A 25,257-nucleotide genomic window follows, 5' to 3' on the forward strand; every position below is an offset into this window, starting at 1 on the left:
GTAAACTCAGGTACACTTGCGAGCCTTGGCCGTAAGGATGCGGTGGCAACCGTTGGGGCCAATAACACGTCCCTTAAAGGCCTTCCGGCTACATTGATGAAAGAAGCAAGTAATGTTCGTTACCTATCACACATCAAAGCCCTATTCAGCCTGGCTTATTAATTTTAACAATAAAAGAGGACCATTCATCTTTTGATGAATGGTCCTCTTTTGAAATCAAATCTTTACTTGGTTGATGCTGAATCTAAGGGAAAATCCCTCAGGTAATTTTGCCTTTGTCAATATCCTGGTTTCTTTCAAGCGTATATCATTATAAGAGGAGACTTTCATCAATTCTTCATCCATATAAGCAGGATGGGTCATTATCTCCACACTCGCCCCATCCATTACTCTCCCTTTCAAGTTTTGAAAGTAATCTTCAACCACCATTTCTCCATAAAAATCATCCAGGAATACATCTGTAACGGTTTGAATCCCTGCAAGGTGGCTTCCGGCATTACGGACTGGCAATCCATATTTATCTGACAGCTTTTTAATAACCGGTAGAAATGCTTTGATCCCGTGTACATGATGGTGGCTATCGAAATGAGTCGGGAATAGGCCAAATTCCAAAAATCTTTCGATTTGCGCTGACCACTCCCTCTCCAATTCGCTCAAGGAAATGCAGGCAGGATCCCCATATACCGTACCTTGCTTCTTAAAGAAACCAGATTCGTCAACCAAACTCGGAACATCACTCAACAAAGGTTTACCCCATGTCAGGACTAAGTGAATACCTACCTTCAACGAGGGTGTTTTCTTGGCGATTTCAATCGCATGCTCCGTTGCTTTTGCATTCATCATGATCGTTGCCGAATTGACAATTCCATATTTGTGGCTATCCAAAATCCCATAATTCACCGCTTTAGTTAATCCGAAATCATCTGCATTTACAAGGACTTCTATCATGATAAATTATCCTGCAACTCCTTTTTTTCAAAAAACTGCGGCAAATAATCTTTATGTGCCTCCAGCATTTCATCCAGGATAAGTTTTGCAACCCGGTCGCTTGGAACGAGTGGATTGATCGTCATGGCAAGCAACGCAGTATCATAGTCCCCCGAAATTGCAGCTTCGATGGCTACCCTTTCAAAGGATTTGATTTGCTGAATTAATCCGCGGACAGCGACAGGAAGCTCTCCTACATTGATTGGTTTAGGACCATCCTTAGTTATCACGCAACTGGTTTCAATCGCCGATCCGTATGGGATGCCTTCAATCGCACCATGGTTGACCGTATTCACCGCTTGAATATCTCGCTTATCCGTATGCATCGAGCAAATCAACCGCACAGCCGCATCACTGTAATAGGCACCTCCGCGCTCTTCAAGCTGCGGCGGCTTGATAGCCAGATCCTGGTCTTTGTATAGCTCGAATAAACCTGCTTCAAGCCTTTGAACGACCTCTGCACGTGTTTCCCCTTTTTCCGCATCCTTCAATTCTTGGGCCAGCACATCACCCGTTTTATAATAGTAGTTGTGGTATGGACACGGAAACAGGTTCAACGCTCTAAGGAATTCCGGCTCCCAGCCCATTGCATGAATATTCTTCATCGTGACAGCTTTAGCTGGATCAGTAATCAACTGGATGATTTGATCTTTGACACTCTCGCCATCAACGAATACATCCAAGCCGTAAACCATATGGTTCAACCCAGCAAAGTCGATACGGACCCTTGATGGTTCTACACCCATCAAATCCGCAACACCTCGTTCCATCCCAATCGGCACATTGCAGAGTCCGATGATTTTGGAAATATTACTGTGACGCAGAACTGCTTCCGTTACCATTCCTGCAGGATTCGTGAAGTTAATCAGCCATGCTTCCGGACATAACTCCTCCATCTCATGAGCAATATCCAGAATGACGGGAATCGTTCTAAAGGACTTGAAAAGCCCGCCTGGTCCATTCGTCTCCTGTCCGATCACTCCGTGTTTCAATGGAATCTTTTCATCAAGAGCCCTGGCTGCGAGCTGGCCAACCCGCAGCTGGGTTGTTACATAATCAGCGCCTTTAAGCGCTTTCTTTCTATCCAGCGTGAGATGGACTTCAATATTCACACCAGCCTTTTCAATCATCCTTCTTGCCAAATTCCCGACAATTTCAAGCTTTTCCTTTCCCGCTTCGATGTCCACGAGCCAAATTTCACTCACAGGAAGTTCTTCATGATATTTGATGAAACCTTCGATCAGTTCAGGCGTATAGCTCGAACCTCCGCCAATCGTGACGATCTTCAACCCCTTGCTCATTCAGCAGTCCTCTCCTTCACAGCATCTGCATGTAAGAATTCTTCGCGTAGATCGATCATTTCAATTGCAAGATCCTTCATAGTCATCGCTGTCATTAAATGATCTTGTGCATGCACCAGGATAATGGGAAGATCAAAAGAGTCCCCGCCTGCCTCAGCATGGATTAATTGGGTTTGGTATTTATGGGCTTGCAGTAATTCCGTTTCCGCCTCGGCGATTTTCAAACGGGCAGAATCAAAATCCTTCTTCTTTGCCTCCTGCAACGCTTCCATTGCAAAGCTTCTCGCATTCCCGCTATATAAAATCAATTGAAAGGATAGCTGGTATAATTCTTCTTTTTCCATTTTTCATCACTACTTTCTTAAAGGCTTAGCGTTTCTGAATCTTTTGTAAGCTTTGTTTCATTTTTGGTGTCTATCTTCACTTGAGCATAAACGAATGGTAAATAAATCGCTGTTGAAATGACTAGATTGATTGCAGCCAGGACCGCTCCAGACACATGCCCGCCTGTGGCCAGGAATCCACCCACAATCGGAGGGGTTACCCATGGAATCTTAGCGACGATCGGGAAAACCATTCCGCTGCTTACTGAGATATAAGATATCACCGTTGTAATTACCGGGCCGAGAACAAAAGGGATGAACCACATTGGATTCAGAACGATAGGCAATCCGAAAAGAATGGGTTCGTTAATCTGGAACACTCCTGGCGCCCCTCCGAGTGCAATCATCTGTTTATACCGTTTCCGACCGGCAATGATCATTGCAATGATAAGGCCCAATGTTGCACCAGATCCGCCTAAATATACAAATGCATCCAGGAAAGAACCCGCCAATACGCCGTATTGGTCCATGTCTTTGACGCCTTTTGCATATAAATCGATATTTTTCACTCCCGAACTTTCAAAGAGCGGTGTCGTTATCCCGCCAAGGATATTAGGTCCATGCAAACCGATCATCCATAATAAATGAACAAGAAAAACTAGTAAAATAGCGAATGGCAATGAATCTACTGCACTTTGTAACGGAGATACAATCACTTTACTCAGCCAGTCATTCAGTACCTGCCCATCCGTAGCTTTACGGAATAGCAGTCCGAATATACCAGCGATAAAGATCGTTGCCATACCCGGCACTAACTTTGCAAATGAACGGGCTACCGCTGGAGGTACTCCATCTGGAAGCTTGATGACTAAATATTTTACCCGGGAAAGTCTTACGAAGATTTCAGTTGCTATTAAGGCAACGACAATTCCTGTAAATAGGGCTGTAGCATTAAAATAGTTTACGCTTACAAAACCCCATGCCCCGCCGGTAACATCCTTATCATCGATGGTTAAAGTGACATTTCCGATTTGAGGTAATAATAAAAAGAAACAGGCTGCGGAAACCAACATCGCTTCAAAACCATCGTCACCGTATGACCGTGCCAATTTATAAGAGATGCCGAATACAGCGAATACCGTCATGAATGCAAAGGTTCCAAACCAAATATCACCGCCAAGCGTATTCCATGCAGGACCGAAGATGGCCTCCATCATTCTCCCGTAAGGCTTGATGACTTGCCCTAGATTATTAAACAGGACGGCGAATGAACCGATCATTGTAATCGCTATCATTCCAATCAATGCGTCACGAATTGCAAGCAAATGCCGGTTATTTCCTACCTTTACCGCCCCAGGCATAATATACTTATCAATAAAAGTCATCATATCCTTATTCTCCTTTTATTAAAGTAGTGGCTTGTTTTAGCACTTCTTCACCATTACATAGTCCATAGAACATCGGATTGATGGTTGCGACAGGTATTCCCTTTTCTTTCCCCGCTTCCTGTAGCTTGGAAAGAAGATATCTAACCTGCGGCCCTAATAAAATAACATCGGCCTTATCTATTTCATTGTTAACTTCTGTAGAACCAACTGCCCATATATGACACTCTACCCCTTGGTTTTTAGCACTTTCCTCCATCTTGGTAACTAATAAACTAGTAGACATCCCTGCAGAACAACATAATAATATATTCATTGAAATTACCCCCCTTTTTAATGATTGATTATTCAGTATTTTCAAGTGAGTTGAAACCGTTTTCTTTCTTATAAATAACCGATGTTACTTTTTTATCACTTCCCTTGGATGAAATGGGTATTATTGCCTCCATACATACATTGTAGTTACAAATTGAAAAAATATCAACACAAATTTAAATTTGTTACTACAAATTTGTGAATTAAAGTTGATTATTGTACTTATCCGAGATAATCTATATGTATATATTGGGAATGAGCATAGGAGGAATCACTGTGGAGACCATGAATAAAGAAGCGGCATTGCATTCCATAGTTAAGGAATCGATTATCGATCTCATAAAAAATGGCGAATACCAAACAAATACAAAATTACCGACTGAGGCTGAATTTTGTAAAATATACGGAGTAAGCAGGACAACAGTTCGCACGGCCTTACAGCAATTGAACGTCGAAGGCTATATTTACCGTGTCCAAGGCAAAGGTACTTTCGTTTCGGAGAATAAAGTGAAGCAATTTCTTACAAGCACGGTTGAAAAATTCTCTGAGCAAGTCACGATGCAAGGAAAAAACCCTTCAACAAAGGTCATTAGCTTAAAGGTGATTGAAGCAAACGCTACCCTTGCCAAGCTTTTCAAACAAAATATTGGAGACCCCGTAAATAAACTGGAACGGATACGTTACGTAAACGATATCCCCCTTCAATATGAAATTGCCTTTCTCCCTTGGTATAAAACACCCGGGCTTAATATCGAAGCCTGTGAAAAATCACTCTTTAAAGTACTTGAGACACAATTCAATTTAAAAGTAAAAAAAACGGTCGAACACTTGGAGTTTTCACTTGCCGACGATTCCATTTCTGACAAGTTGGACGTACCGAACGGCTCACCTTGTTTTTCATTGGAAACTTACACATATGAGAATGACGGATCGGTCATTGAATTCTCTAAAACTCTCTTTAGAGGCGATCGTGCTCACTTTGTCATCGAGCGGAACTATTGAAATAAGACGGATGCCTTATTAATTAAGGCATCATAGTCTGTAGACAAACTCGATTTTTTTAGTGTTTGTAAGATTGGAACGTTGAATTCCACACCAGTGGCCCCCTCCAATCAACTGGAACGTTTTTTTAATAAAAACTGCATGCAAACTTATTTTTCTTTTAGAGGCAATCATAACGATTGCCTCTTTTTGTTGCACATCTTATATATTTTTACATAATTACAAATACATTCATTTTATGAGTAAAATTGACAAATATACCATAATCACCTAATCTAGAAGACTAGGAGATTCCATTCTATTTACATTGGCATTCAACTTTGTACCTATTTTTTGAAAATATTAATAAAAGATATTAGGAAATCTCTTACTATTAATTAATTAGGCAGGTGGATTTTATGTGCGGTTTTGTTGGATGTATTCACGAATATCCGAAAGCCATAAATTCAAATATGAAAGAAACGATTCAGAAGATGAACACGATCATTACCCATAGGGGGCCGGATGATGAAGGATATTTCTTTGATGAATTTGTGAATTTTGGATTTAGGAGATTAAGCATAATCGATATAGATAATGGAAACCAACCCCTTTCATATGAAAATGAAAGATATTGGATCATTTTCAATGGCGAAATCTATAATTATATTGAACTAAGAAAAGAACTCATTGATGAAGGATATGAGTTTACGACAGATTCTGATACGGAAGTAATATTGGCCCTCTTTAGTAGCCAAAAAGAGCAAACTGTCCAGAAATTGCGAGGCATGTTCTCTTTTGTCATTTGGGATAAAATCGAGCTAAAGCTTTTTGGTGCAAGGGACCACTTTGGAATCAAGCCTTTTTTCTATTGTGAGCAAGATGATGTTACTTATTTTGCATCAGAAAAAAAGAGTATTTTGACAGCCATGAATGACGAGCTGGATGTGAATTCATTACAGCATTTTCTCAGTTTTCAATATGTTCCCGAACCATCGACCCTATCCAAGAATATTGAAAAGTTATTACCTGGACATTACTTCACTAAAGAACCAGGAAAGAAAATGGATATAAAAAGGTTCTGGAAACCTATTTTTCACCCTTCCAATATAGAAGATTCAAAGGTCCTAAAAGAAATACAAGACACTCTGATGGATTCCGTAAACGTCCATATGAGAAGTGATGTTCCAGTTGGATCTTTTTTATCGGGCGGGATTGATTCATCATTTATCTGCTCCATCGCAAAAGAGATTAACCCAAAGATCAAAACTTTTTCTGTTGGGTTCGAAAGAGATGGATATAGTGAAATAAACGTTGCACAGGAAACAGCAGCCGCACTGAATGTAGAAAATATAAGTTATATCATTAGTCCTGAAGAATTCTTGGCGGAACTGCCGAAGATCATCTGGCATATGGATGACCCTTTAGCGGACCCCGCTTCCGTTCCACTATATTTTGTCGCCCGGGAAGCTAAAAAACACGTCAAGGTCGCTTTGTCCGGTGAGGGGGCAGATGAGTTATTCGGCGGATATAATATATACCGGGAGCCCCATTCCCTGCGCATGTTTTCCTATTTTCCAACATCATTGAACAAAGTGTTGAAGGCGATTTCCTCTGTTTTGCCAGAAGGTGTTAGAGGAAAGAGTTTTATAGAGCGTGGAGTGACACCTTTAGAAAACCGATATATCGGGAACGCAAACATATTCGGCGAGAAAGAGAAAAAACGACTACTTGTGAATTATCTCAACGGACTAGAAAATGAGAAAGTGACAAATCCCATCTATTCAAGTTCTTTAGGGTATGATCCTATAACCCAAATGCAAAATATTGATATTCAAACTTGGCTAAAAGGTGATATTTTATTGAAGGCAGATAAAATGTCCATGGCGAATTCTTTAGAGGTGAGAGTTCCCTTTTTGGATACATGCGTTTTCAATACGGCTTCAAAACTTAATATGGATCAAAAAGTGAGAAATGGAACGACCAAATACATGCTCCGAAAAGCTGCCCGCGGGATAGTGCCGGAACATGTATGGAACAGAAAAAAGCTAGGCTTTCCTGTTCCGATACGACATTGGCTGAAGGATGAGTTATACGATTGGGCAGTAAGGTTAATCCAGGAAAGCCCGACTGACTACCTTTTTAATAAAGCGCAAATTATAGAATTACTTGAAAACCATGTAAATAATAAAGCGGACAACAGCCGGAAGCTCTGGACCATTTTGACGTTTATGACTTGGCATCAAATTTATATAGAAAAACGATATGAGCCCCAAAAGAATTCACAATATGTTGTAAATTAAACATCCATTAAAAAAGGGAATATTGCTTAAGTGCTTATTAAGCATAAAATAAACTTAGTTCGATTTGGCGCGGCTCTTTAATCCCGAAGGACTTTTGCGATAAACTGAACCCCGTCATAACGGGGGTTCAGACTGTAGACAAACCCGATGAAAATCGAGTTTGTCTATTTTTATCGCTTGTACAATTTGGACGTTTATTTCCACTCCAGGCACTCGCTTTCCGCGGGCGGTCGGGGAGCCTCCTCGGCTTTCGCCTGCGGGGTCTCCCCTAGACGCGCTTTTCCCGCAGGAGTCTCGTACCTTCCGTTCCAATCAACTTCGGCTTACCTTTTAGATAGAACACTTTTGCCTAGAGTCATTTTTGCTTTAATATAGAAGTATTAAAACTTGAGGTGATGAGGATGCTTTCTAAACATGATTCTATTCAACGAGATCAACTTGAAGTAATTACTTTAGATCAACTGGTTCCACCGAACCATTTGGTTCGTAAAATGAAGGCTTCCATTAATTTAAAGAAGATAGCCAATTGGACATGGTGAGATCCAAAAATGGCCTAACAAAAAAAGGGCAAATGATTTATCGGAGATCTTGCAAAGCAGGTTGCTGCATTAAGATTTTTGGCTGATATCCACAAGAAATCTAAGCCCCAGGTCTTACTATTGGTTAAATCCCAGGTCCGTTTTCTAAAGATGGCTTAGCCAGTACACTTAATCACACAAAGGAAATTCACCTAAAGGGGAAAGAATTCTGTGATTCTTGAAAAGAAACTGCCTGAATTGTGGACGCATTTATTGATGGTCGCTTTTGCAGCCGTGTGCGTGTATGTGTTTTTGCCATCGTTGCTGATAATTTATAAAATTATAGTTACAGTCATTTTAATAGTCATTCTGTCTATTGATCTTGTCTTGATAATTAGGAAAAAAGTAAACTATTTAAAACTTACGAGGCTCGCCTTAGTGTACTTGAGCATTTTACTGATTATAGTCTGTTTGATCTTTTATACAACGAAGTTTTTGGTGCTGACAGATGCAAATAGCTTAAAGAGCGTCTTAGGAGGAAGTACCCTAATGGGCAAGCTCCTTTTCCTCCTTATTTGTTTCCTTCAGCCAATCGTGCTGCCCTTGCCTGAAGCTGTGACGATTCCTGCTGGCAGTGCAGTATTAGGCTCATTTAACGCAGCATACCTAGGCTATTCCGGAACTATTTCCGGAATAGCAACCATGTTCCTTTTAGCTAGAATAGGAGGGCAAAAGCTCGCATTAAAATTAGTTAAAGAAAAGCACTTGCAAAGCTATCAGGAGTATGTGAAAAAAAATGAAACCGCCATCCTGTTCCTTCTGTTCATTATCCCGATTCTACCAGATGAAATCATTTGCCTTGGTGCGGGGATAGGCGGCGTTTCTTTCAGAAGATTTATCCTGATAGCTTCCCTATCAAAATTACTGACAGTCTCATCACTTTCATATTCAGTAGATTTGGCGAAAGCCCTATCCCTTACAGGGCAGGAAGTAATATCGGCTGTGTCACTTACTGCTGGTGGATTGTATACTTTATCAATATTAGTAAAATGGGTTTTAAAGAAAAGAAAAATGGAATAGGAGCATTTTATGGAAACACGCTGGTTATATCAGTAGGGTCTCTGGAACTCTCTCGAAAACTTTATTTCCCCTTGAAGTTATTTGGTTAGGAATGAATGGTAATGGCCTATGTCAACCGTCTAACTTTAAATTTGCCATAGTACTCAATCGCCATCTTCTAATTGCTATATTAATGTATCCTTACCTCTGAAGTCTAACTGACAAAAAATGTTTAAACGATATTCGGATATGAAAAGAAAGCATGTTTTGAGTTAGACTACTAAAAGGGGATAAATAAATGTAGATTCAGGAGATGTTTATCTTTCCTGAAATTAAAAAGGAGGAGGCCCAATTGGACATGGCAAGATTCAAAAATGGCACATGACTGGCCAAAGAACCCATCTCTTAACGAAGAGAAGCTTCTGCCACCTCAGCTGATAGCGGCAGCCACATTCCTTATAATCACTCGAAAAAACTATAGACAAAAATTTCATTTTTTTTTGAGTTTGTCTACAGTTTGGTATGATTGCTTCGATCTTTGTATCCCCAGAATCCATCCGTTTCTTTTGTCTTTCTTTCCAAGTCAAAATATATTTCGGTATTAAAATGCCCTCAATTTTGAGGGCATTTTAATAAGGCTTAATCCCCGTTCTGATTAAGCCATTTTTTTGTGACAGCTATCATCTCTTCTTGTTGTTTCTTAGCTGAGATAGTCGCTTCATTATCTCCCTTTTGCTTTCCATATACACCAAATTGACCGTGGTTTCCTCCCGCTATCTTATGCATGTTTGCCTCTTTAGATAGTAAGTGCTTTGTCTTCATAATCTTCTCTACTGTAGATAGCCCATCATGTTCTGCATATAACGATAGCATAGGAACTTTCATTTTTGAAAAGTCATTCGAGTCACTGGGATATGAACCGAGGAGGATAATCCCTTCCACCTCTTTTGGATTTTCATAAGCATATGCGGAGGCGGCTACTCCTCCTAACGAGTGTCCAGCAACATACCATTTCTCCACTTCTGGATATGTATCTTTAGCTTCCGTCGCTTTATTTTTATCAAACAAAGCGAAATTGAACCTCACATTTGGGATAACGACTGTATATCCCTCTTTTGATAATTCTTTTGCATAATATCCGTATGCTTCCGGCTCAACCTTGGCACCTGGATACAGGACAATGCCCACTTTCTTAGTTTTTGTTGGTTCAAATGTGACAAACCCATTTTCCTTTTTTATATCCCCCTTTCCAACTAACGCATACAATTCATCTGATGGTTTGTATGTTTGTTCTGACCATATATAAAAGGCGCCGAAAGCAATAATCATTAATAGAATTATACTAACGAGAATATATTTCATAACTTTTTTCATTTTATACCTCACTATCCCTAAAATTTATTTCTAAGTACTTTTACTAACGCACATAGATACTGGAATTGCTCTTCATTTCCTTATGGGCTATATAAAACAAACATTACGTCTAACTTCCTTTTCTTTTGAATAGCTTATGTCATTTTCCTCATGTAGACGGATAAGTCATCTCTACTTAATCTAAAAAAGAATCAAGGCGCGAAAGAAGGTGGTTACCACGTATTTCAATGGCTGCTTAACAGTAATATCGCTATTTATATGCATTTTTGATGCAATGCTTCCATCCTTGTTTAAATATAAAGTTTCTTATGTAGACCTTTGATACTTTATAAAAACCACTTATAAAACCTACCCATTATATTCTCTGATATAGGTATTTACAATCTTTCTTGAACAATTTAACATTAAACTAACATTATATTTAAAAGGGCACTTTTATGTTTTGTTCTATTATAGTACGGAAAAAACAATATAGGGGGTGATGTAGTTGGATACTATTTTATATTTTTGTTATTCAATCGTTTATATGATTCTTTTTATCATGGGAATGGTGTTACTTCGACAGGACCGCAAACTCTTTTCGTATTCAAGCTTTCTTCTTTTAGTTACTTTCGGGCTTATCGTGGATAACTTAATTATTGCCTCGGGAAAGTTCATTGGTGATGGCCCTTTGTTAAAGTCATTAAATGCATTACGTTTCTGGAGTCATGGATTTATCACTCCCACATTGATCTTGTTTGGATGGGGAATGGCAAAAAGGATACATATTCCTTTTACAAAAAAAACGATAGCACCCTACTTTTTCCTTTTCCTTACAGCTGGGCTTATCATCTATGAATTTATTGAAAATATGCATAAGACATTTGTACCAATCTACGAGTATGGAGTTTTAAGATATGTTAGTGAGGAATCTTCGGGCCCACCTTTAATGGTGCTTATTGTCACCTTTATATTATTGGTGATTAGCATCTACATATTTATAAAAACACGTTGGATTTGGATGCTTTTAGGGGTTATAGTCATGATAGTTGGAAGTGCCATTCCTATTCCCATAGAAAGTTCGGCTGTTACCAATGCATTTGAATTAATTTTTTTATGTTCACTATGGCTTACAAACTATAAACTAGAACCTCGCTCTCCATAGACAAAGTGGTTCATCCTTAGAAATAAAAGGGCATAAAATTAAAAGATAAAAAATGAAATAGGAGCATGCAAAAAAAAAGTAATAAGGATTTTACAATCCGCTTTAAATTAAGCACCTTTATTGGCTTCACTCTTTGCACCCAAGCATCCATGAAAGATTGCTTGGGTGTTTTTATCACCGAAAAAACAATATCCATTCAATATAACAATTGGTATATGACGAATTTCTCAAAAGGATTAGATTCAGTCAAGCCAGGTAATATCACTTCGTTTTTCAGCTCGAAAGCGGTTTGATTTTCGAGGAAAAAAATATAATCCTGTGAAGCATAATATAATATCAGTTTGATTTGGCGCGGTTCTTTTTCAAAGGACAGCAAAATGTTATTGATGATTTTCATGAAAATCTGTACCGAGAACGGATTAAAGAAATAAAAATGATTGTCCTGCTTATCAATATCATATTCTTCTGCCAAGCAACAGTGGAATTCTATATCGTTATTGTCGTTTTTCCTTTTTTTCATGTAGCCATTCAGATTCTCGATCGCTTCTTTATAGAAATTTTCATTCATTTCCACGCCAACCACAGATGATTGATAGAAGTGATGGATCAAAAAATTCAAGCGTCCTTTACCGCATCCAAAATCCACAATGCGATCATTTCTTTTCAGTGGATATTCTTTGAATAACTGTTCTAATGCGCTGTATGGCGTAGGTTCATATCGATGATAATGCAAAGAATCATTGAATTTTTTTTGTTCACCTTCCGTCCTGATGTTCAGCAATTCATCATAATTTTTCACTTCCATTGTTATATGCACCTGCTTCATGTTTTTTAATAAAGGGCGTCCTGACTAAAAACCCCGGAAAGCGTTGATCTTATCCAGGGTAATGTTTTGTTATATGAATGTCCAGACAATTAATTGGATTTGCTCTCGTTACATAATCATTAAAATCAGAGATGCTTGTGTTGGCTATATGATGACCGCCTTCCACTTGGATCGTCTGACCTGTAATGAATTTGGACTCGTCAGATGCAAGGAATAGTACGGTATAACCGATATCATCCGCTTCACCATGGCAATTGAATTTGCCAAAAATATCGAGTACGGCCTGAGGCATATTATTTTTCGCTGCAGGAGTTAAATTGAGACCTGGTGCCACTCCATTACAACGAATATGATCTTTACCATACTGTGCAGCGATATAACGAGTCAAATTCACTACACCCGCTTGGACGCACCATATGCGGATCGTACGGAGTCACCTGTAAATCCGGCCATTGAGGCCGTATTGATAATTGAACCTCCTCCAGCTTTAATCATGTGAGGAATCGCAAACCTGCTTCTCAATAGCACACTTTTTAAATTCACGTCCATAAGTCATTTCCATTCTTCCAAATCTAAGTTCACGACATCCAGATCTTTATGCAGGTTAGTTAAACCCACATTATTAACGAGTACCGAAACCGTTCCATATTGTTCAATGGTAAAGTCGACTGCTGCCTGTATGGAATCTGCTTGTCCAGCATCCAAAAATACTCCAGCTGCTTCCCCACCTTGTTTTTTAATGTTTTCGGCCGCTTCTTTTGCTCCTGCTTCATTAAAAACAGCAATCACGACTTTTGCGCTTTCTTTAGCCATTAGTGGGGATATGGATAACCCAATGCCTGAAGCTCCACCTGTCACTAACTTTACCTTGTACTCTTCCCATGATAAACCACCTGCTCTTCAAAATGTGAATAGTTTTGTTTTATTAATCATGACTAACAGTACAGAATACACCGCATATAAAGTTATTACAAATAATTATACCTATAGTATAATTTGATAAAATGCAGATGTGGTAAATTTTGTACCAATACAGAAAAAAGCTGAAGCACCCAGAAGTGCTTCAGCTTTTTTTCATTTTTCTTCTTCATCATCCCATATGATCCAATCATGAGCCTCTAGAATTTCCAGGAATTTCATCAACCTCGGTAAGGCTGGTTCCGCTTCCTCACCAAAATGTTCACTCATCGCTTCAGAGATCTGATTTACATTCCTTTGGAACTCCATCTGTTTAATGGCATATGCTCCAAACTTATCAAGCTTGATTTTACGGACTGATGGCTGTTTTAAGAAACGAATGGTCATTCTTTCCACAAAATTGGTCCTTTGAATGACCAAAAAAGTGGCTTCCGAAGATTCTTGCACCATAGTGACGCGTCTTTCCAAAAGGGGAACCATGGTTAACAGGTTCCTCTTTTTTGATTGGCGTTTACGAAGCATCTTCTTTTTTCCCTTTGCTGGATACGAACCAAAGCAATCCAGCTAGAGCAAGGAATAATAAGAATGGCAGCAAATTGCTGGCTAATTTAGCCGCAGCCGGAACTTGGACACCTGCTGCGATCAATATGGCAATAAGAACACCAATCAATGATTCACCCGCTATTAAACCAGAGGCAAATAATACACCTCTGTCAACCCGTGCTTTAAGCGCTTCTTTTGTTTTCGAGAAGAACTCAACGAAGAAACGAATAAATCCACCGATCATGATTGGGGCACTAGTATGAACCGGTAAGTATATGCCGACAGCAACAACAAGTGAATTCAAACCGAAAAACTCTAATGTAATGGAAATAGCCGCACCGATAAAGATCAGAGTCCAAGGTAAATCTCCCCCTAGAACACCTTCGGCAAGTATTTTCATAAGTGCCGCTTTAGGTGCAGGCAGTTCTGCAGAACCCATCGTATATGCGTTATCCATAAGAACCAGGATAAAACCAATGACAGAAGCGGACGCAACAACACCGATCATCATGGCAACTTGTTGTTTCCATGGTGTTCCGCCGACGATATATCCTGTTTTTAGATCCTGAGAAACATCACCTGAAACCGCAAGCGCTGTACAAATGATTGCAGCGACGGTTAAAGCGGCTACCATTCCAGTCGTACCAGTAAAACCAGTTGCCTTATAGACAATCGCAACAATCAATAGAGTGGCGATCGTCATTCCAGAAACAGGGGAAGACGAACTTCCGACGATTCCAACAACCCTTGAAGCCACTGTCACGAATAAAAATCCAAAAATCGCGATTGCAATCGCACCGATGATTCCTACATCCGTTATAGGTGTGAAAGCAATGATTAAAATTAAGATGATCGTACCCAACCAAACGTATTTAGCCGGTATGTCTTGTTCTGTACGGATAGAACCCGATTTTAGTTGCCCTTTATTGGCTTTTACGCCTTTAAGAGTATCAATAACTGAACTGAAAAGTATTGGTAATGTTTTGATCAAAGTGATCAATCCGCCCGTTGCAACGGCACCAGCACCAATATAGCGAATATAATTATCCCAAATTCCCCATGCATCCAATTCACCGATCGGTACATCAGAAGGGAAAATGGCTGTCCCATTGTTTCCGCCAAAAAAGCTTATGGCCGGTATTAAAACGACCCAGGCTAATAAACCCCCACCTAGCATTTGTCCTGCAACACGCGGTCCAATAATGTACCCTACACCCAAAAGGGAAGGAAAGGCATCAAGACCAACCACTGCATTTTTAAAATTCGTGATCCCTGTTTCAACCTCTGTCTTGAAAAGCTTAAATCCATCACCAAGCCCTTTAACAACACCGCCAATTACCAAACCGGCTCCGATTAGCTTGGCGCTTGTACCGCCCTTTTCTCCTGACTTCAGGACCTCGGCACATGCCGTACCTTCTGGATATGGTAATGTTTCATGCTCCCTTACAATCAAAAGCTGGCGAAGGGGAACCATCATGAAGACCCCTAAAAATCCCCCAGTTAATACTACGAAAATGATGAATGCTTGACTCACTTCCATGTCCCACATGAATAATGCCGGAATGGTAAATACAGCACCGGCACCAATAGCCTCACCTGCCGTGGTCATCGTTTGCACAATATTGTTTTCTAATATTGAATCCCTGCGAAAAACCCCTCTTAATATGGCCATTGAAATTACCGCCGCGGGTATAGAAGCAGAGACAGTTAAACCAATAAGTAGGCCTAAGTATGCATTTGCCGCCCCGAATACGATTGCAAGAATGATCCCTAGAATGATTGCAGTTGCAGTCAATTCCGGTAGAGATTTAGATGCAGAAACGTACGGGACGAATTTACTCTCTTTTGAATTGTTCGACAATTTAGCCACTTCCTATGTTAAACTTTAAAATCACAGAGAACATTATATCACTGTAATTTAAAGTCGCGCAATGGGGAAATTCTGCTTATTAAAAGTTTGATTATATCCAATAATCAGATTAGTAGTTTCGGTTATACAATATATAAAATAATATTGATATAATAACCACGACTAATACGTTACCCGAAGTCACTGTCTATCATTCATTCAATGACAGTATCATCAGCAACCCATATCACCTCGATTGGCACATAACCACTAGGTTAGTGCACATTAGAATGAGATTTAACATATCCTGAAAAATCAAGTCTTAAAAAAGGAATGATAAATTCATGGTCTCCTATATGGACTATACTTCACCATCCACACAATTCTTTTTCGATGTCAATAAAAGCAATTTCATGAAAAAAGACAATCAAAACTATATTAATGCATTAGGTGTTAAACAATTAAATACCCTCGAAAATGTTTCATTATTAGATATTTACCTTAGTACAGACAATGTCGTAGAACCGCATTATCACCAAAATGCAGCGGAGCTAGTGTATTGCATTTCTGGAGCGGCAACCGTTTCCTTACTGAATCCATTTACAAAGCAAATTCAAAATTACCCCATTAAACCCGGTCAAGTAGCCAACGTCCCACAAGGTTGGTGGCATTATGAAGTGGCTAATGCTGATAAAACCCACTTGCTCGCCATTTTTAATGCACCAACACCTGAGGTGATCCTCGGTTCAGATATCTTAAAATTGACGCCTGCAAATATTATGGCTCATACTTATTGCATGGATGAAAACCAATGGAAAAAAGCAATTGCACCAGTTCAGCCATCAACATTCATCGGTCCGCCAGCCAACTGCCATCGAGCGGCCGAAGAAGACATGCAACAATATCCTCAATATATTAATCACTATGATAACCAAATGTATACTGCTCCTGCTTACAACTATCAATATCAGCCCAATCTCCCGTATTATTATTATTGAAGATAGATATTGGGAGCATGATTCCCCCTGTTCGAGGGCCTATACAACTAATAAATCGGAATCGAAAAAAGCATGGAGAACTCCGTTACATAAGGGTTCTCCATTGCCTTTAATTACATGATCCGTTTTTCACGCCACATCTTACATTATGGTAGGCACCTAATGTGATTTATGGCCATTCATGATACGCTTGGATACAATTATCAGTTATCTTCTCTTTATATTCTACCGAGTTTCTTCTTATAATATAAGAAATCTCAAATTGCCCCCCATCTATAACAACAGATGATTCACTTCAATTTTGCGGTTGGCTCAGAGCTTTTCTTCTATAAAGGTACCTACAGATATCAAAGTGTCTAATCCAATTCCATAAATTGCAACTATAATGTTGGAGTTCGGAGAAAATGCTAAAATGGTATCAGAAAGATTAACACATTCAAAATCAGGACTCTTCAGCAGAAAACTTTACAAAGGCTAACTTTTTACAAAGTGACAGCTTCCCTGTTTTAAGTTTAGACTTTAAGAAGGAAGCTGACTGGACTGCAGCCATTGCAGCCTACGATTGGATTAAACAAATTAAAAGTAGCTGCACAGCTAGTGAAGATTTCCGAATAGATCAAGTGATTTATAATGATGATGTTGATATTACTGAGTTAGTTAAGAACGTTAGGACTAAATTTTATTTACTATTTAAAAAAACAGCCAAGTTATGCGAACAGGCTGTTTTTTTAAAATAGAAAAGGCTTCTTATAACGATAATAATTTTTGTTTTTGAATCTGAAACTCTTCATCTGTTAGAAATCCTTGTTCTTTTAATTTTGCTAGTTTTTCTAACTTTTCAACAATATCAACCTCTTTTATTGAAGGAATTGAATTAAGCAGTACTAATACTTGATTTTGCCCAGTACGTTTCATTACCCTGAAACCTTGATCTGCAGCTGTAGCAATACCTTCTTTAAAAGGACGACAGTAACCGCCTGCCTTACATGTACCGTCATCGCGAACGAGAAGCTTCCCGACTAGCCCTACCGCCACCCATTCAGGTTTTTCTAACCTTGAACCGCATTGGTTGGCTGGATCCCACAAAGGATTTAGTTTCTTTCTTGATAGCTCGTGCTCTTCTATTAGAATGTTTCCTTCATTATCAGTTACGTCCGGAATTATGACTTCTTCGTAGACAGGCCGGTTCCATTCATCCAGTAAATATTTACTACATTCAGGGTCTTGAATATCAGCAAGTACAGCAGGGTTCGAACTAGTAATTCCTACGATAAAATCATCGAATGAATTCGCTATACGAATTTTTTCAGTTTCCCCGTCAAACGTGACAAAATAACCAACATCAATCGGTTTACCGTTGGACGTTTCAAACATTTCAGCAAAGTCACAGGCCACGGGTGCAACGATGTTGGCAGATACATCTCCTTCAAAACAGGCCGATCCATCGTTTAGTATTTTGGCAACGACTCCACCCAACGCACCGTTTACTAGGTACCATGAAAAAGGTAAGTCTCCTACAGCTGGTCCACCATTTTGCCCCATTACGTGAACTCCATTCAGACCACTTGCTGTAGTATTCAACCCTTCAGTATGTGAGAAGTCAGCATTTGCAATCGTTCCTAGTCCTTCCGCATGAGATGCTTGCCCACTGGCAGTTGTATCTGCCCCTTCAGAATGAGAGTAAATCCCATTAGCGGTTGTACCTATACCTTCTGCATGGGAGAAGGCCCCGCTGGCAATTGTATTTGCCCCTTCGGCATGGGCGGAAGGTCCAACGGCGGTAGTCTGAAAACCCTCAGCATGGGAAGCTGATCCACTAGCGATTGTTCGTTGCCCCTCGGCATGAGCACCAAAGTTTCCAGTTGCAATTGTATTCATTCCTTCTGCATGAGAGAAATCCCCCAAAGCTTGCGGACCAGATTGGGATGTAATATCTTGGGTTCCCCCTTCCGCATGAGCAGCAAAACCACTTGCAGTTGTACCGATGCCTTCTGCGTGTGCACCATCCCCGCTTACTAAGGTAGGTGCGGGATTACTCATTTGATCTACTCCACCTCCTTCTGCATGAGATGCCCTGCCACTTGCTGTATTCCCTTCTCCTTCCGCATGCGCATTAACACCGCTTATCGTAGTTTGCGTATTCAATCCTTCTGTGTGCGAATTTTCTCCTGCTGCTGTTGTATTGTTCCCTTCAGCATGAGAAGCATCTCCATTGGAAGTTGTAAACAAACCTTCGCTATGAGAAAATGCTCCGTTGGCAATCGAAGCGCCTTCCGCATGAGAAGTCAATCCAAAAGCTCTTGACTGGCCTTCGGCATGGGACGCAAATCCATTTGCAATTGTATTGACACCTTCCGCATGAGAAACATCTCCGCTTGCAGTTGTACTAATTCCTTCGGCATGGGAAACTATTCCGCTTGCTATTGTAGAGGATCCTTCCGCATGAGCACTATCACCTTGTGCCAAAGTTGTATTGCCTTCGGCATGTGACGCAAATCCACTGGATGTAGTCTGAAATCCTTCGGCATGGAAATCTGTTGCAGTAGCGTTTGTAAGTTGGCCTTCTGCGTGAGAATTAATCCCAATAGCGTTTGTATTGCTACCCTCGGCATGAGAAGCTTCCCCACTTGCGGTTGTACTTTGCCCTTCCGCGTGGGAACGTGGCCCACTGGAGACAGAACCCTCCCCTTCGGCATGGGAGGAATCCCCACCCGCATTTGTTCCTAACCCTTCCGCGTGGGCAGCAAATCCACTCGCATTTGTATTGACACCTTCGGCATGGGAAGCAAGTCCATTGGAGATTGTACTAATTCCTTCCGCATGGGCAGCAGGATTACCGGCAGATGTATCGAAGCCCCAATAAATGTGGTCATTTTGTGGTCATTTAACTAAAAAAGCAATGGAGAACCCCATTATATAAGGGTTCTCCATTGCTTTTAATTACATGATCCGTTTGAACATTTTTTCCATTTCATATATGGAATATGAGATGATGATAGGTCTTCCATGAGGGCATGTGAAGGGATCTGTTGTCCGCCTCAGTTCATCCAGTAGTGCTTGGATTTCATCATTGCGCAGATGACGGTTTGCCTTTATGGAGGCTTTACAGCTCATCATGATGGCTGCTTCTTCGCGCAATTTTTTGATGTCGACCTTTTTCATCGATAGCAATTGTTCTATCATTTCCTCAAGGATTTCCTGTTCAATTCCTTTAGGGAACCATTGTGGATGCGATCGGACAATATAGGCATTATAGCCAAACTCCTCTAAAAAGACGCCGACTTTTTCCAACTCATTCCGATATTCATTTATCCGGATACATTGGTCCGTTGAAAATTCAAGGGTGATGGGGACCAGCATATCCTGTAGCTCGTTTTCAACTCGACCGACTTTTTCTTTAAAGTATTCGTATTTGATCCGTTCCTGGGCAGCATGCTGGTCTATGATATACAAGCCCTTTTCGTTTTGGGCGAAAATATATGTTCCATGCATTTGCCCAATCGGGTACATCGGAGGGATGCGGCTTTCCGGTTCATTCGCCTCGATTTCCTCCTCTTGTTCGACTGTGTAGGTTGTAAACTTTTCAGCTGACTCGAAATATGATTTGCTTTCATCATCTAGTAAGACCGGTACATAGACATCTTCCATTTGCTGCTGTTCAGTGCTATAGATTATTTCCTTTATTGGTTCAAGATTGAAATCTTCATTATGATTCACGTAATTCTTTTGTTCCTGCTTTTCCCGTATCAAGGTATCCTTCAAGAGGGATGCCTCTTTCTTGGCTTCTTCCAGGACCCGCTTGCCGCTTTCCACAACATGGTCCAATTCCAGAGTGGTTTGCTCACTTTTCACCTGTTCCGGCTTTGCTGCTGGTGTATATCCACTTGGTATTAGAGACATCTTTTTAAACGAAGATTTAATCGTTTCCGATACAAGACTGTACAATTCCTGTTCCTTGCTGAGCCTTACCTCCATTTTGGATGGATGTACATTGACATCGACAAGAATCGGATCCATTTCGATATTCAGCAAAGCGATTGGAAAACGTCCAATTGGAAGAAGTGTATGATACCCATCCAGGATTGCTTTCACGAGCGCATAGTTCTTAATGAAGCGCCCGTTTATCATGGTTGAAATGTAATTCCTTGATGCCCGGGTGATCTCAGGCATGACGATATATCCGGATAATTTGAAATCCAAGGAGCTTGCCTGAACCGGAATCATCTTTTTGGCAATATTCGTACCATAGATTGCCGCCAGCACCTGCCTGACATCACCGTTACCATTCGTATGGAGGATACGCTTCTCATTGTGTGTTAACCGTATAGAAACATCCGGATGTGAAAGTGCGAGCCTGTTAGCGACATCCGTAATATTCCCTAGCTCGGTATGAATGGTTTTCATATATTTCAACCGTGCAGGGGTATTAAAAAACAAGTCGGAAACCAGGATATCCGTTCCTTTACGGCTGGATGAAGCCTCAAGTTCCTTAACCAAGCCTCCTTCAAGAAGTATGCGCGTTCCTACCCCTTCGCCAGTGCTGCTTTTCATTTCAAAACGGGAAACTGAAGCAATACTGGGCATGGCTTCACCGCGGAAGCCAAGTGTTCGGATTCGGAAGAGATCATTTTCATCTTTAATTTTACTAGTGGCGTGACGTTTAAATGCCGCTTCTATGTCATCAGGTAAAATCCCATCGCCATTATCCACGATCCGAATGGAACCAAGTCCAGCCTCCACCAATTCAATCTCTATAATGGTACTGTTTGCATCTATTGCGTTTTCCACAAGTTCCTTAACGACTGAGGCTGGGCGTTCAACAACTTCGCCAGCTGCGATTTTATTAGATAAAGCCTCATCAAGCTGTATGATTTTTCCCATTTTTATCGCCTCGCTTTAATTCTCATTTAAGTTTCTTTTGTAATTTATAAAGGGTATTCATTGCCTCAAGCGGCGTCATTTCAAGGATATCCAGTGATTTTATGTCATCCAGCACCTTTTTTTCCTTTGGTGAAGAATTCACCCTTCCTTTAGGAGCTTCTTCTCCAAAGAAGGAAAGCTGTGCCTCATTGACGGATGTCACAGGGGCAGCTTCGGCAATAGATGCTTTTTCAGCAGCAGGCTGTTCAGGAATCGCCTTTGCCTGTCCATTTTCATTCTCTAGCTGGGCTAAAATAGCAGCCGCCCGATCTATTAACTGCTCCGGTAAATCAGCTAGCTTAGCCACATGAATTCCATAGCTTTTATCTGCTGGCCCTTCTTTAATTTTATGAAGGAAAACGACATTTCCATTTTGCTCAATGGCACTTACATGGATATTTTTCAATTTTGGGAGTTCCGTTGCCAATACAGTCAATTCGTGATAATGAGTCGAAAAGAGTGTCTTTGCCCCAATTTCCTCATGAATATATTCAATGATGGCCTGAGCAAGCGCCATCCCATCATAAGTTGATGTTCCCCGGCCTATTTCATCAAATAATATCAAACTGTTTTCTGTCGCATTCATGATGGCATTTCTTGCTTCAAGCATCTCGACCATGAATGTACTTTGACCGGAAATCAAATCATCTGCCGCGCCAATCCTGGTAAATACCTTATCAAAAATAGGTAATTCAGCTATACTTGCGGATACGAAGCATCCAATTTGCGCTAAAATCGATGTTAGAGCTATTTGACGCATATACGTACTTTTACCCGACATATTGGGCCCTGTGATCAAGAGTAACTCCCGATCTCCATCCATAAAGCAGTCATTGGGGACATATTCCTGTGATTGAAGGACTTTCTCGACCACTGGATGCCTGCCTTCCTTCAGTACGATTCTTCGATCATCGGAAAAGACAGGCTTCACATAATGGCGTTCTTCACTAATCGTCGCAAAGCACTGCAGGACATCCAGTTCACTGACGCCTTTCGCCAAATCCTGTAAGCGAGGGATATAGCTTTTGACCTCTTCACGAAGATTGAGGAATAAGTCATACTCCAAACTGATGCTTTTTTCTTCTGCTTGTAAAATCAAAGCTTCCTTTTCTTTCAATTCAGGTGTGATATAACGTTCGGCATTCGTTAAAGTCTGCTTCCGTTCATAACGGCCTTCTTCAAGCAGATGCAAATTTGCTCGTGTGACTTCAATGTAATAGCCAAATACACGATTATATCCGATTTTCAAGGATTTGATTCCGGTGCGTTCCCGCTCTTCGCGTTCAAGCTGTGCAATCCAAGTTTTCCCGTTTCTGCTGGCATCCCTGTATGTATCCAGCTCTTTATGGAAACCATCCTGAATGATATTCCCTTCCTTCACGGACAATGGAGGGTTTTCTACAAGCGCCGTTTCAAGTAAATCCGTCACTTCTTCACAAGGATCCAATTTATCGGCCAGGATTGAAATATCCTGATTGGAAGCCATTGATTTCACGATTTCACGAATGACCGGCACCTGTTGCAAGGAACGTTTCAGTTGAATCAAGTCCCGAGCGTTTACATTCCCGAAGGCCACCCTTCCGGCAAGCCGCTCCAAGTCGTACACTTCCTTCAGGCGTTCACGTAAGTCTTGTCGTTCGAAGTATTGATTTTTCAGGGTTTCAACAAGACTTTGTCTCCGCTCGATCTGTTTTTTATTAATGAGCGGTCTATCAATCCATTGCTTCAACATCCTTCCGCCCATGGCTGTTTTTGTTTCATCAAGCAGCCATAGTAATGAGCCTTTTTTACCTTTGGAACGAATGGTTTCAGTTAATTCCAAATTACGTTTGCTATAATAATCAATTTTCATATATTGTGATGTTTCATATGCAAGCACTGGCTGTAAATGATCCAGGCTGCGTTTTTGGGTACGGTATAGATAATTCAATAAACGTGAGGTCGTTGTCGCCAGTTTCTGGTCTTTTAACAAATGAAGCAATGGAGCGAATGACTCGCTTTGGTCCGAATTACTCTCTAGGGATAGAGCGGCTGCGCCCCGTTCTTGAAGCATTTTTTTCCATTCTTCATTGAAATCCTCGGCAATGACCACTTCACTCGCACCAAGGATGGCAAATTCATTCAGAACTTCCTCGAAACTCTCAATCAATGTAACCTTATTTTCCCCTGTCGATAAATCATTGTATCCAAAGCCAAACTGACCATCCGTAAAATAAGTGATGGTGGCAATATAATTATTTTCCTTTTCACGAAGACCCTTACTATCCATTTTCGTTCCCGGGGTAATCAGCTGGACAACTTCCCTGCGTACCACACCTTTGGCTTGCTTCGGATCTTCGGTCTGTTCACAAATAGCTACTTTAAAACCTTTTTCTATCAATATATCAATATAATTAGCAGCCGAGTGATACGGAATGCCGCACATCGGAATTCGCTCTTCACTACCGCCTTCTCGGCTCGTTAATGTGATTTCGAGCTCTTGTGATGCATTCAGTGCATCGTCAAAAAACATTTCATAAAAATCGCCTAAACGAAAAAATAAAAAGGCATCCTGATACTCTGCCTTAATTTTTAAATATTGCTGTATCATTGGAGTATATCCAGCCATTCCTTCAAAACCTTTCCAAACTAAAATCTATTACACATTTATGTCCTTCATTATAACATACGAAAATGCAACATGGCCTGTATTCGAAATTGCATGGTAAATCAATTATCCTTTACATTGTAAGCTAGCTGTATCTGCAAAGCCATAGGGACTTGTCCCGCTTCAAATGAAATAAAACCGGATGAAGGGAATGTCATCCGGTATTAATTTCTATATTCTATTCGTCTTCGAATTCATCAAGGAAATCCGGATCTAAATCTTCGAAATCCTCATCATCGAAATCAGAGCCCCAGTCATCCTCACAGCGGCCATCTGGACTTACAGCGACACAAATTTTCGTTTCGCCGACGACTTCCACAAAGAATTCCCTTTCCACATGGACAATGATTTTTTGTCCACATGGGGAGATGCATGCTTCTAAACAATTCGGCTGTTGGACAGCTTTTGCAGCGATTTCATGGTCATCAAGATAATCGGGATCACGGTATTTCAGCGAAATAACGTCGGTATATTGCACTTTTTCAGTTACAACTTCCGTCTTCGAATTATGGTTATAAGAATACCAGACGTTGATTTCGTAGCTGCCGTGAATTTCTACCTTTTTGCCGACTTTCTTTGCATCGTATTTATGGTTGATGATCCAACAACCTAGAATGCTAGAAGGATGATGAGCCGGGCAAATGGTGTGAGAGGACTTTGTGAATTTACGTCCTTTTGCCACCACCGCTTTAGTAATTATCTCTCTATATTGTGACATGCTAGCGAACCCTCCTCATACAGTTTCCATTCATCCTATGCGTGGTAAAAGTCTATTGTGCGTAGAATTTTAATTGTTTGAAAACTGCTGTAATGTTTTAAACCTAGGTTATTTTATGCGCATGTTTTGGGATATGTGTCACGAATGG

General features: G+C 40.5%; 19 protein-coding genes and 2 pseudogenes. 7 read left to right on the forward strand and 14 right to left on the reverse strand.

What is annotated here, in order from left to right; genetic code table 11:
- Positions 1-162, forward strand: a pseudogene (locus AC1DVB_RS10365) (NAD(P)/FAD-dependent oxidoreductase); the annotation flags it as partial.
- A 54-nt stretch (positions 163-216) separates the two neighbouring features.
- Here the strand turns inward: AC1DVB_RS10365 and chbG are convergent.
- From chbG to AC1DVB_RS10390, 5 genes are read right to left on the reverse strand one after another with little or no spacing between them, the layout of a single operon-like run.
- A complete protein-coding gene (chbG, locus tag AC1DVB_RS10370) occupies positions 217-948 on the reverse strand; it encodes a chitin disaccharide deacetylase (protein WP_239860723.1) in 732 nt (243 codons plus the stop codon).
- Positions 945-2,288, reverse strand: a complete 1,344-nt coding sequence (locus AC1DVB_RS10375; protein WP_477589174.1) for a 6-phospho-beta-glucosidase — start codon at positions 2,286-2,288, stop codon at positions 945-947. Before AC1DVB_RS10375 ends, chbG begins: the two co-directional genes overlap by 4 nt.
- Positions 2,285-2,632: a PTS sugar transporter subunit IIA gene (locus AC1DVB_RS10380; RefSeq protein ID WP_095678825.1), complete on the reverse strand. Its 348-nt coding sequence runs from the start codon at positions 2,630-2,632 to the stop codon at positions 2,285-2,287. The genes AC1DVB_RS10375 and AC1DVB_RS10380 overlap by 4 nt, the downstream gene beginning before the upstream one ends.
- Positions 2,633-2,649: 17 nt before the next feature.
- The gene (locus AC1DVB_RS10385; protein ID WP_477589176.1) at positions 2,650-3,999 is read right to left on the reverse strand and encodes a PTS sugar transporter subunit IIC; all 1,350 of its coding nucleotides are present in this window, start codon (positions 3,997-3,999) and stop codon (positions 2,650-2,652) included.
- A 4-nt stretch (positions 4,000-4,003) separates the two neighbouring features.
- Positions 4,004-4,312: a PTS sugar transporter subunit IIB gene (locus tag AC1DVB_RS10390; RefSeq protein WP_063576866.1), complete on the reverse strand. Its 309-nt coding sequence runs from the start codon at positions 4,310-4,312 to the stop codon at positions 4,004-4,006.
- 284 nt (positions 4,313-4,596) lie between these two features.
- Between AC1DVB_RS10390 and AC1DVB_RS10395 the strand changes: the two genes are divergently transcribed.
- From AC1DVB_RS10395 to AC1DVB_RS10410, 4 genes are all read left to right on the forward strand, one after another.
- A complete protein-coding gene (locus AC1DVB_RS10395) occupies positions 4,597-5,313 on the forward strand; it encodes a GntR family transcriptional regulator (protein WP_057278475.1) in 717 nt (238 codons plus the stop codon).
- A 398-nt stretch (positions 5,314-5,711) separates the two neighbouring features.
- Complete coding sequence (asnB, locus tag AC1DVB_RS10400) at positions 5,712-7,595, forward strand: asparagine synthase (glutamine-hydrolyzing) (protein WP_095678826.1); 1,884 nt, start codon at positions 5,712-5,714, stop codon at positions 7,593-7,595.
- Positions 7,596-7,996: 401 nt separating this feature from the next.
- On the forward strand, positions 7,997-8,134 hold the full coding sequence (locus tag AC1DVB_RS10405) for a hypothetical protein (protein ID WP_170946904.1): 138 nt from the start codon (positions 7,997-7,999) through the stop codon (positions 8,132-8,134).
- 210 nt (positions 8,135-8,344) lie between these two features.
- The gene (locus AC1DVB_RS10410) at positions 8,345-9,193 is read left to right on the forward strand and encodes a TVP38/TMEM64 family protein (protein ID WP_239860718.1); all 849 of its coding nucleotides are present in this window, start codon (positions 8,345-8,347) and stop codon (positions 9,191-9,193) included.
- Positions 9,194-9,811: 618 nt separating this feature from the next.
- Here AC1DVB_RS10410 and AC1DVB_RS10415 read toward each other — a convergent pair.
- A complete protein-coding gene (locus AC1DVB_RS10415) occupies positions 9,812-10,546 on the reverse strand; it encodes an alpha/beta fold hydrolase (RefSeq protein WP_095678827.1) in 735 nt (244 codons plus the stop codon).
- A gap of 487 nt (positions 10,547-11,033) precedes the next feature.
- On the opposite strand from AC1DVB_RS10415, the gene AC1DVB_RS10420 reads away from it, so the two are divergent.
- Entirely contained in the window at positions 11,034-11,690 is a 657-nt protein-coding gene (locus AC1DVB_RS10420; protein ID WP_239860716.1) for a hypothetical protein, read from the forward strand.
- A 196-nt stretch (positions 11,691-11,886) separates the two neighbouring features.
- Here AC1DVB_RS10420 and AC1DVB_RS10425 read toward each other — a convergent pair whose 3' ends face one another.
- The 4 genes and pseudogenes from AC1DVB_RS10425 to AC1DVB_RS10440 all read right to left on the reverse strand — a co-directional run bounded on the left by AC1DVB_RS10425 (position 11,887) and on the right by AC1DVB_RS10440 (position 15,838).
- Positions 11,887-12,495, reverse strand: a complete 609-nt coding sequence (locus tag AC1DVB_RS10425; protein ID WP_095678828.1) for a methyltransferase — start codon at positions 12,493-12,495, stop codon at positions 11,887-11,889.
- Between the two features lie 70 nt (positions 12,496-12,565).
- Positions 12,566-13,374, reverse strand: a pseudogene (locus AC1DVB_RS10430) (SDR family NAD(P)-dependent oxidoreductase).
- A gap of 216 nt (positions 13,375-13,590) precedes the next feature.
- The gene (locus tag AC1DVB_RS10435) at positions 13,591-13,956 is read right to left on the reverse strand and encodes a PqqD family protein (RefSeq protein WP_057278372.1); all 366 of its coding nucleotides are present in this window, start codon (positions 13,954-13,956) and stop codon (positions 13,591-13,593) included.
- On the reverse strand, positions 13,946-15,838 hold the full coding sequence (locus AC1DVB_RS10440) for an OPT family oligopeptide transporter (protein WP_057278373.1): 1,893 nt from the start codon (positions 15,836-15,838) through the stop codon (positions 13,946-13,948). Before AC1DVB_RS10440 ends, AC1DVB_RS10435 begins: the two co-directional genes overlap by 11 nt.
- A gap of 332 nt (positions 15,839-16,170) precedes the next feature.
- Between AC1DVB_RS10440 and AC1DVB_RS10445 the strand changes: the two genes are divergently transcribed.
- Positions 16,171-16,824 carry a cupin domain-containing protein gene (locus AC1DVB_RS10445; RefSeq protein WP_477589181.1) on the forward strand — a complete coding sequence of 218 codons (654 nt, stop codon included), beginning with the start codon at positions 16,171-16,173 and terminating at the stop codon, positions 16,822-16,824.
- Between the two features lie 747 nt (positions 16,825-17,571).
- On the opposite strand, the gene AC1DVB_RS10450 is transcribed toward AC1DVB_RS10445, so the two are convergent.
- The 4 genes from AC1DVB_RS10450 to AC1DVB_RS10465 all read right to left on the reverse strand — a co-directional run bounded on the left by AC1DVB_RS10450 (position 17,572) and on the right by AC1DVB_RS10465 (position 25,109).
- The gene (locus AC1DVB_RS10450) at positions 17,572-19,290 is read right to left on the reverse strand and encodes a peptidase G2 autoproteolytic cleavage domain-containing protein (protein WP_477589183.1); all 1,719 of its coding nucleotides are present in this window, start codon (positions 19,288-19,290) and stop codon (positions 17,572-17,574) included.
- Positions 19,291-19,764: 474 nt separating this feature from the next.
- Positions 19,765-21,705, reverse strand: a complete 1,941-nt coding sequence (gene mutL / locus AC1DVB_RS10455; protein WP_095678833.1) for a DNA mismatch repair endonuclease MutL — start codon at positions 21,703-21,705, stop codon at positions 19,765-19,767.
- A 22-nt stretch (positions 21,706-21,727) separates the two neighbouring features.
- The gene (mutS, locus tag AC1DVB_RS10460) at positions 21,728-24,352 is read right to left on the reverse strand and encodes a DNA mismatch repair protein MutS (protein WP_095678834.1); all 2,625 of its coding nucleotides are present in this window, start codon (positions 24,350-24,352) and stop codon (positions 21,728-21,730) included.
- Between the two features lie 217 nt (positions 24,353-24,569).
- Positions 24,570-25,109: an outer spore coat protein CotE gene (locus AC1DVB_RS10465; RefSeq protein WP_057278378.1), complete on the reverse strand. Its 540-nt coding sequence runs from the start codon at positions 25,107-25,109 to the stop codon at positions 24,570-24,572.
- Between the last annotated feature and the right edge of the window lie 148 nt (positions 25,110-25,257).

The organism is Peribacillus sp. P4_D6, assembly GCF_056401795.1.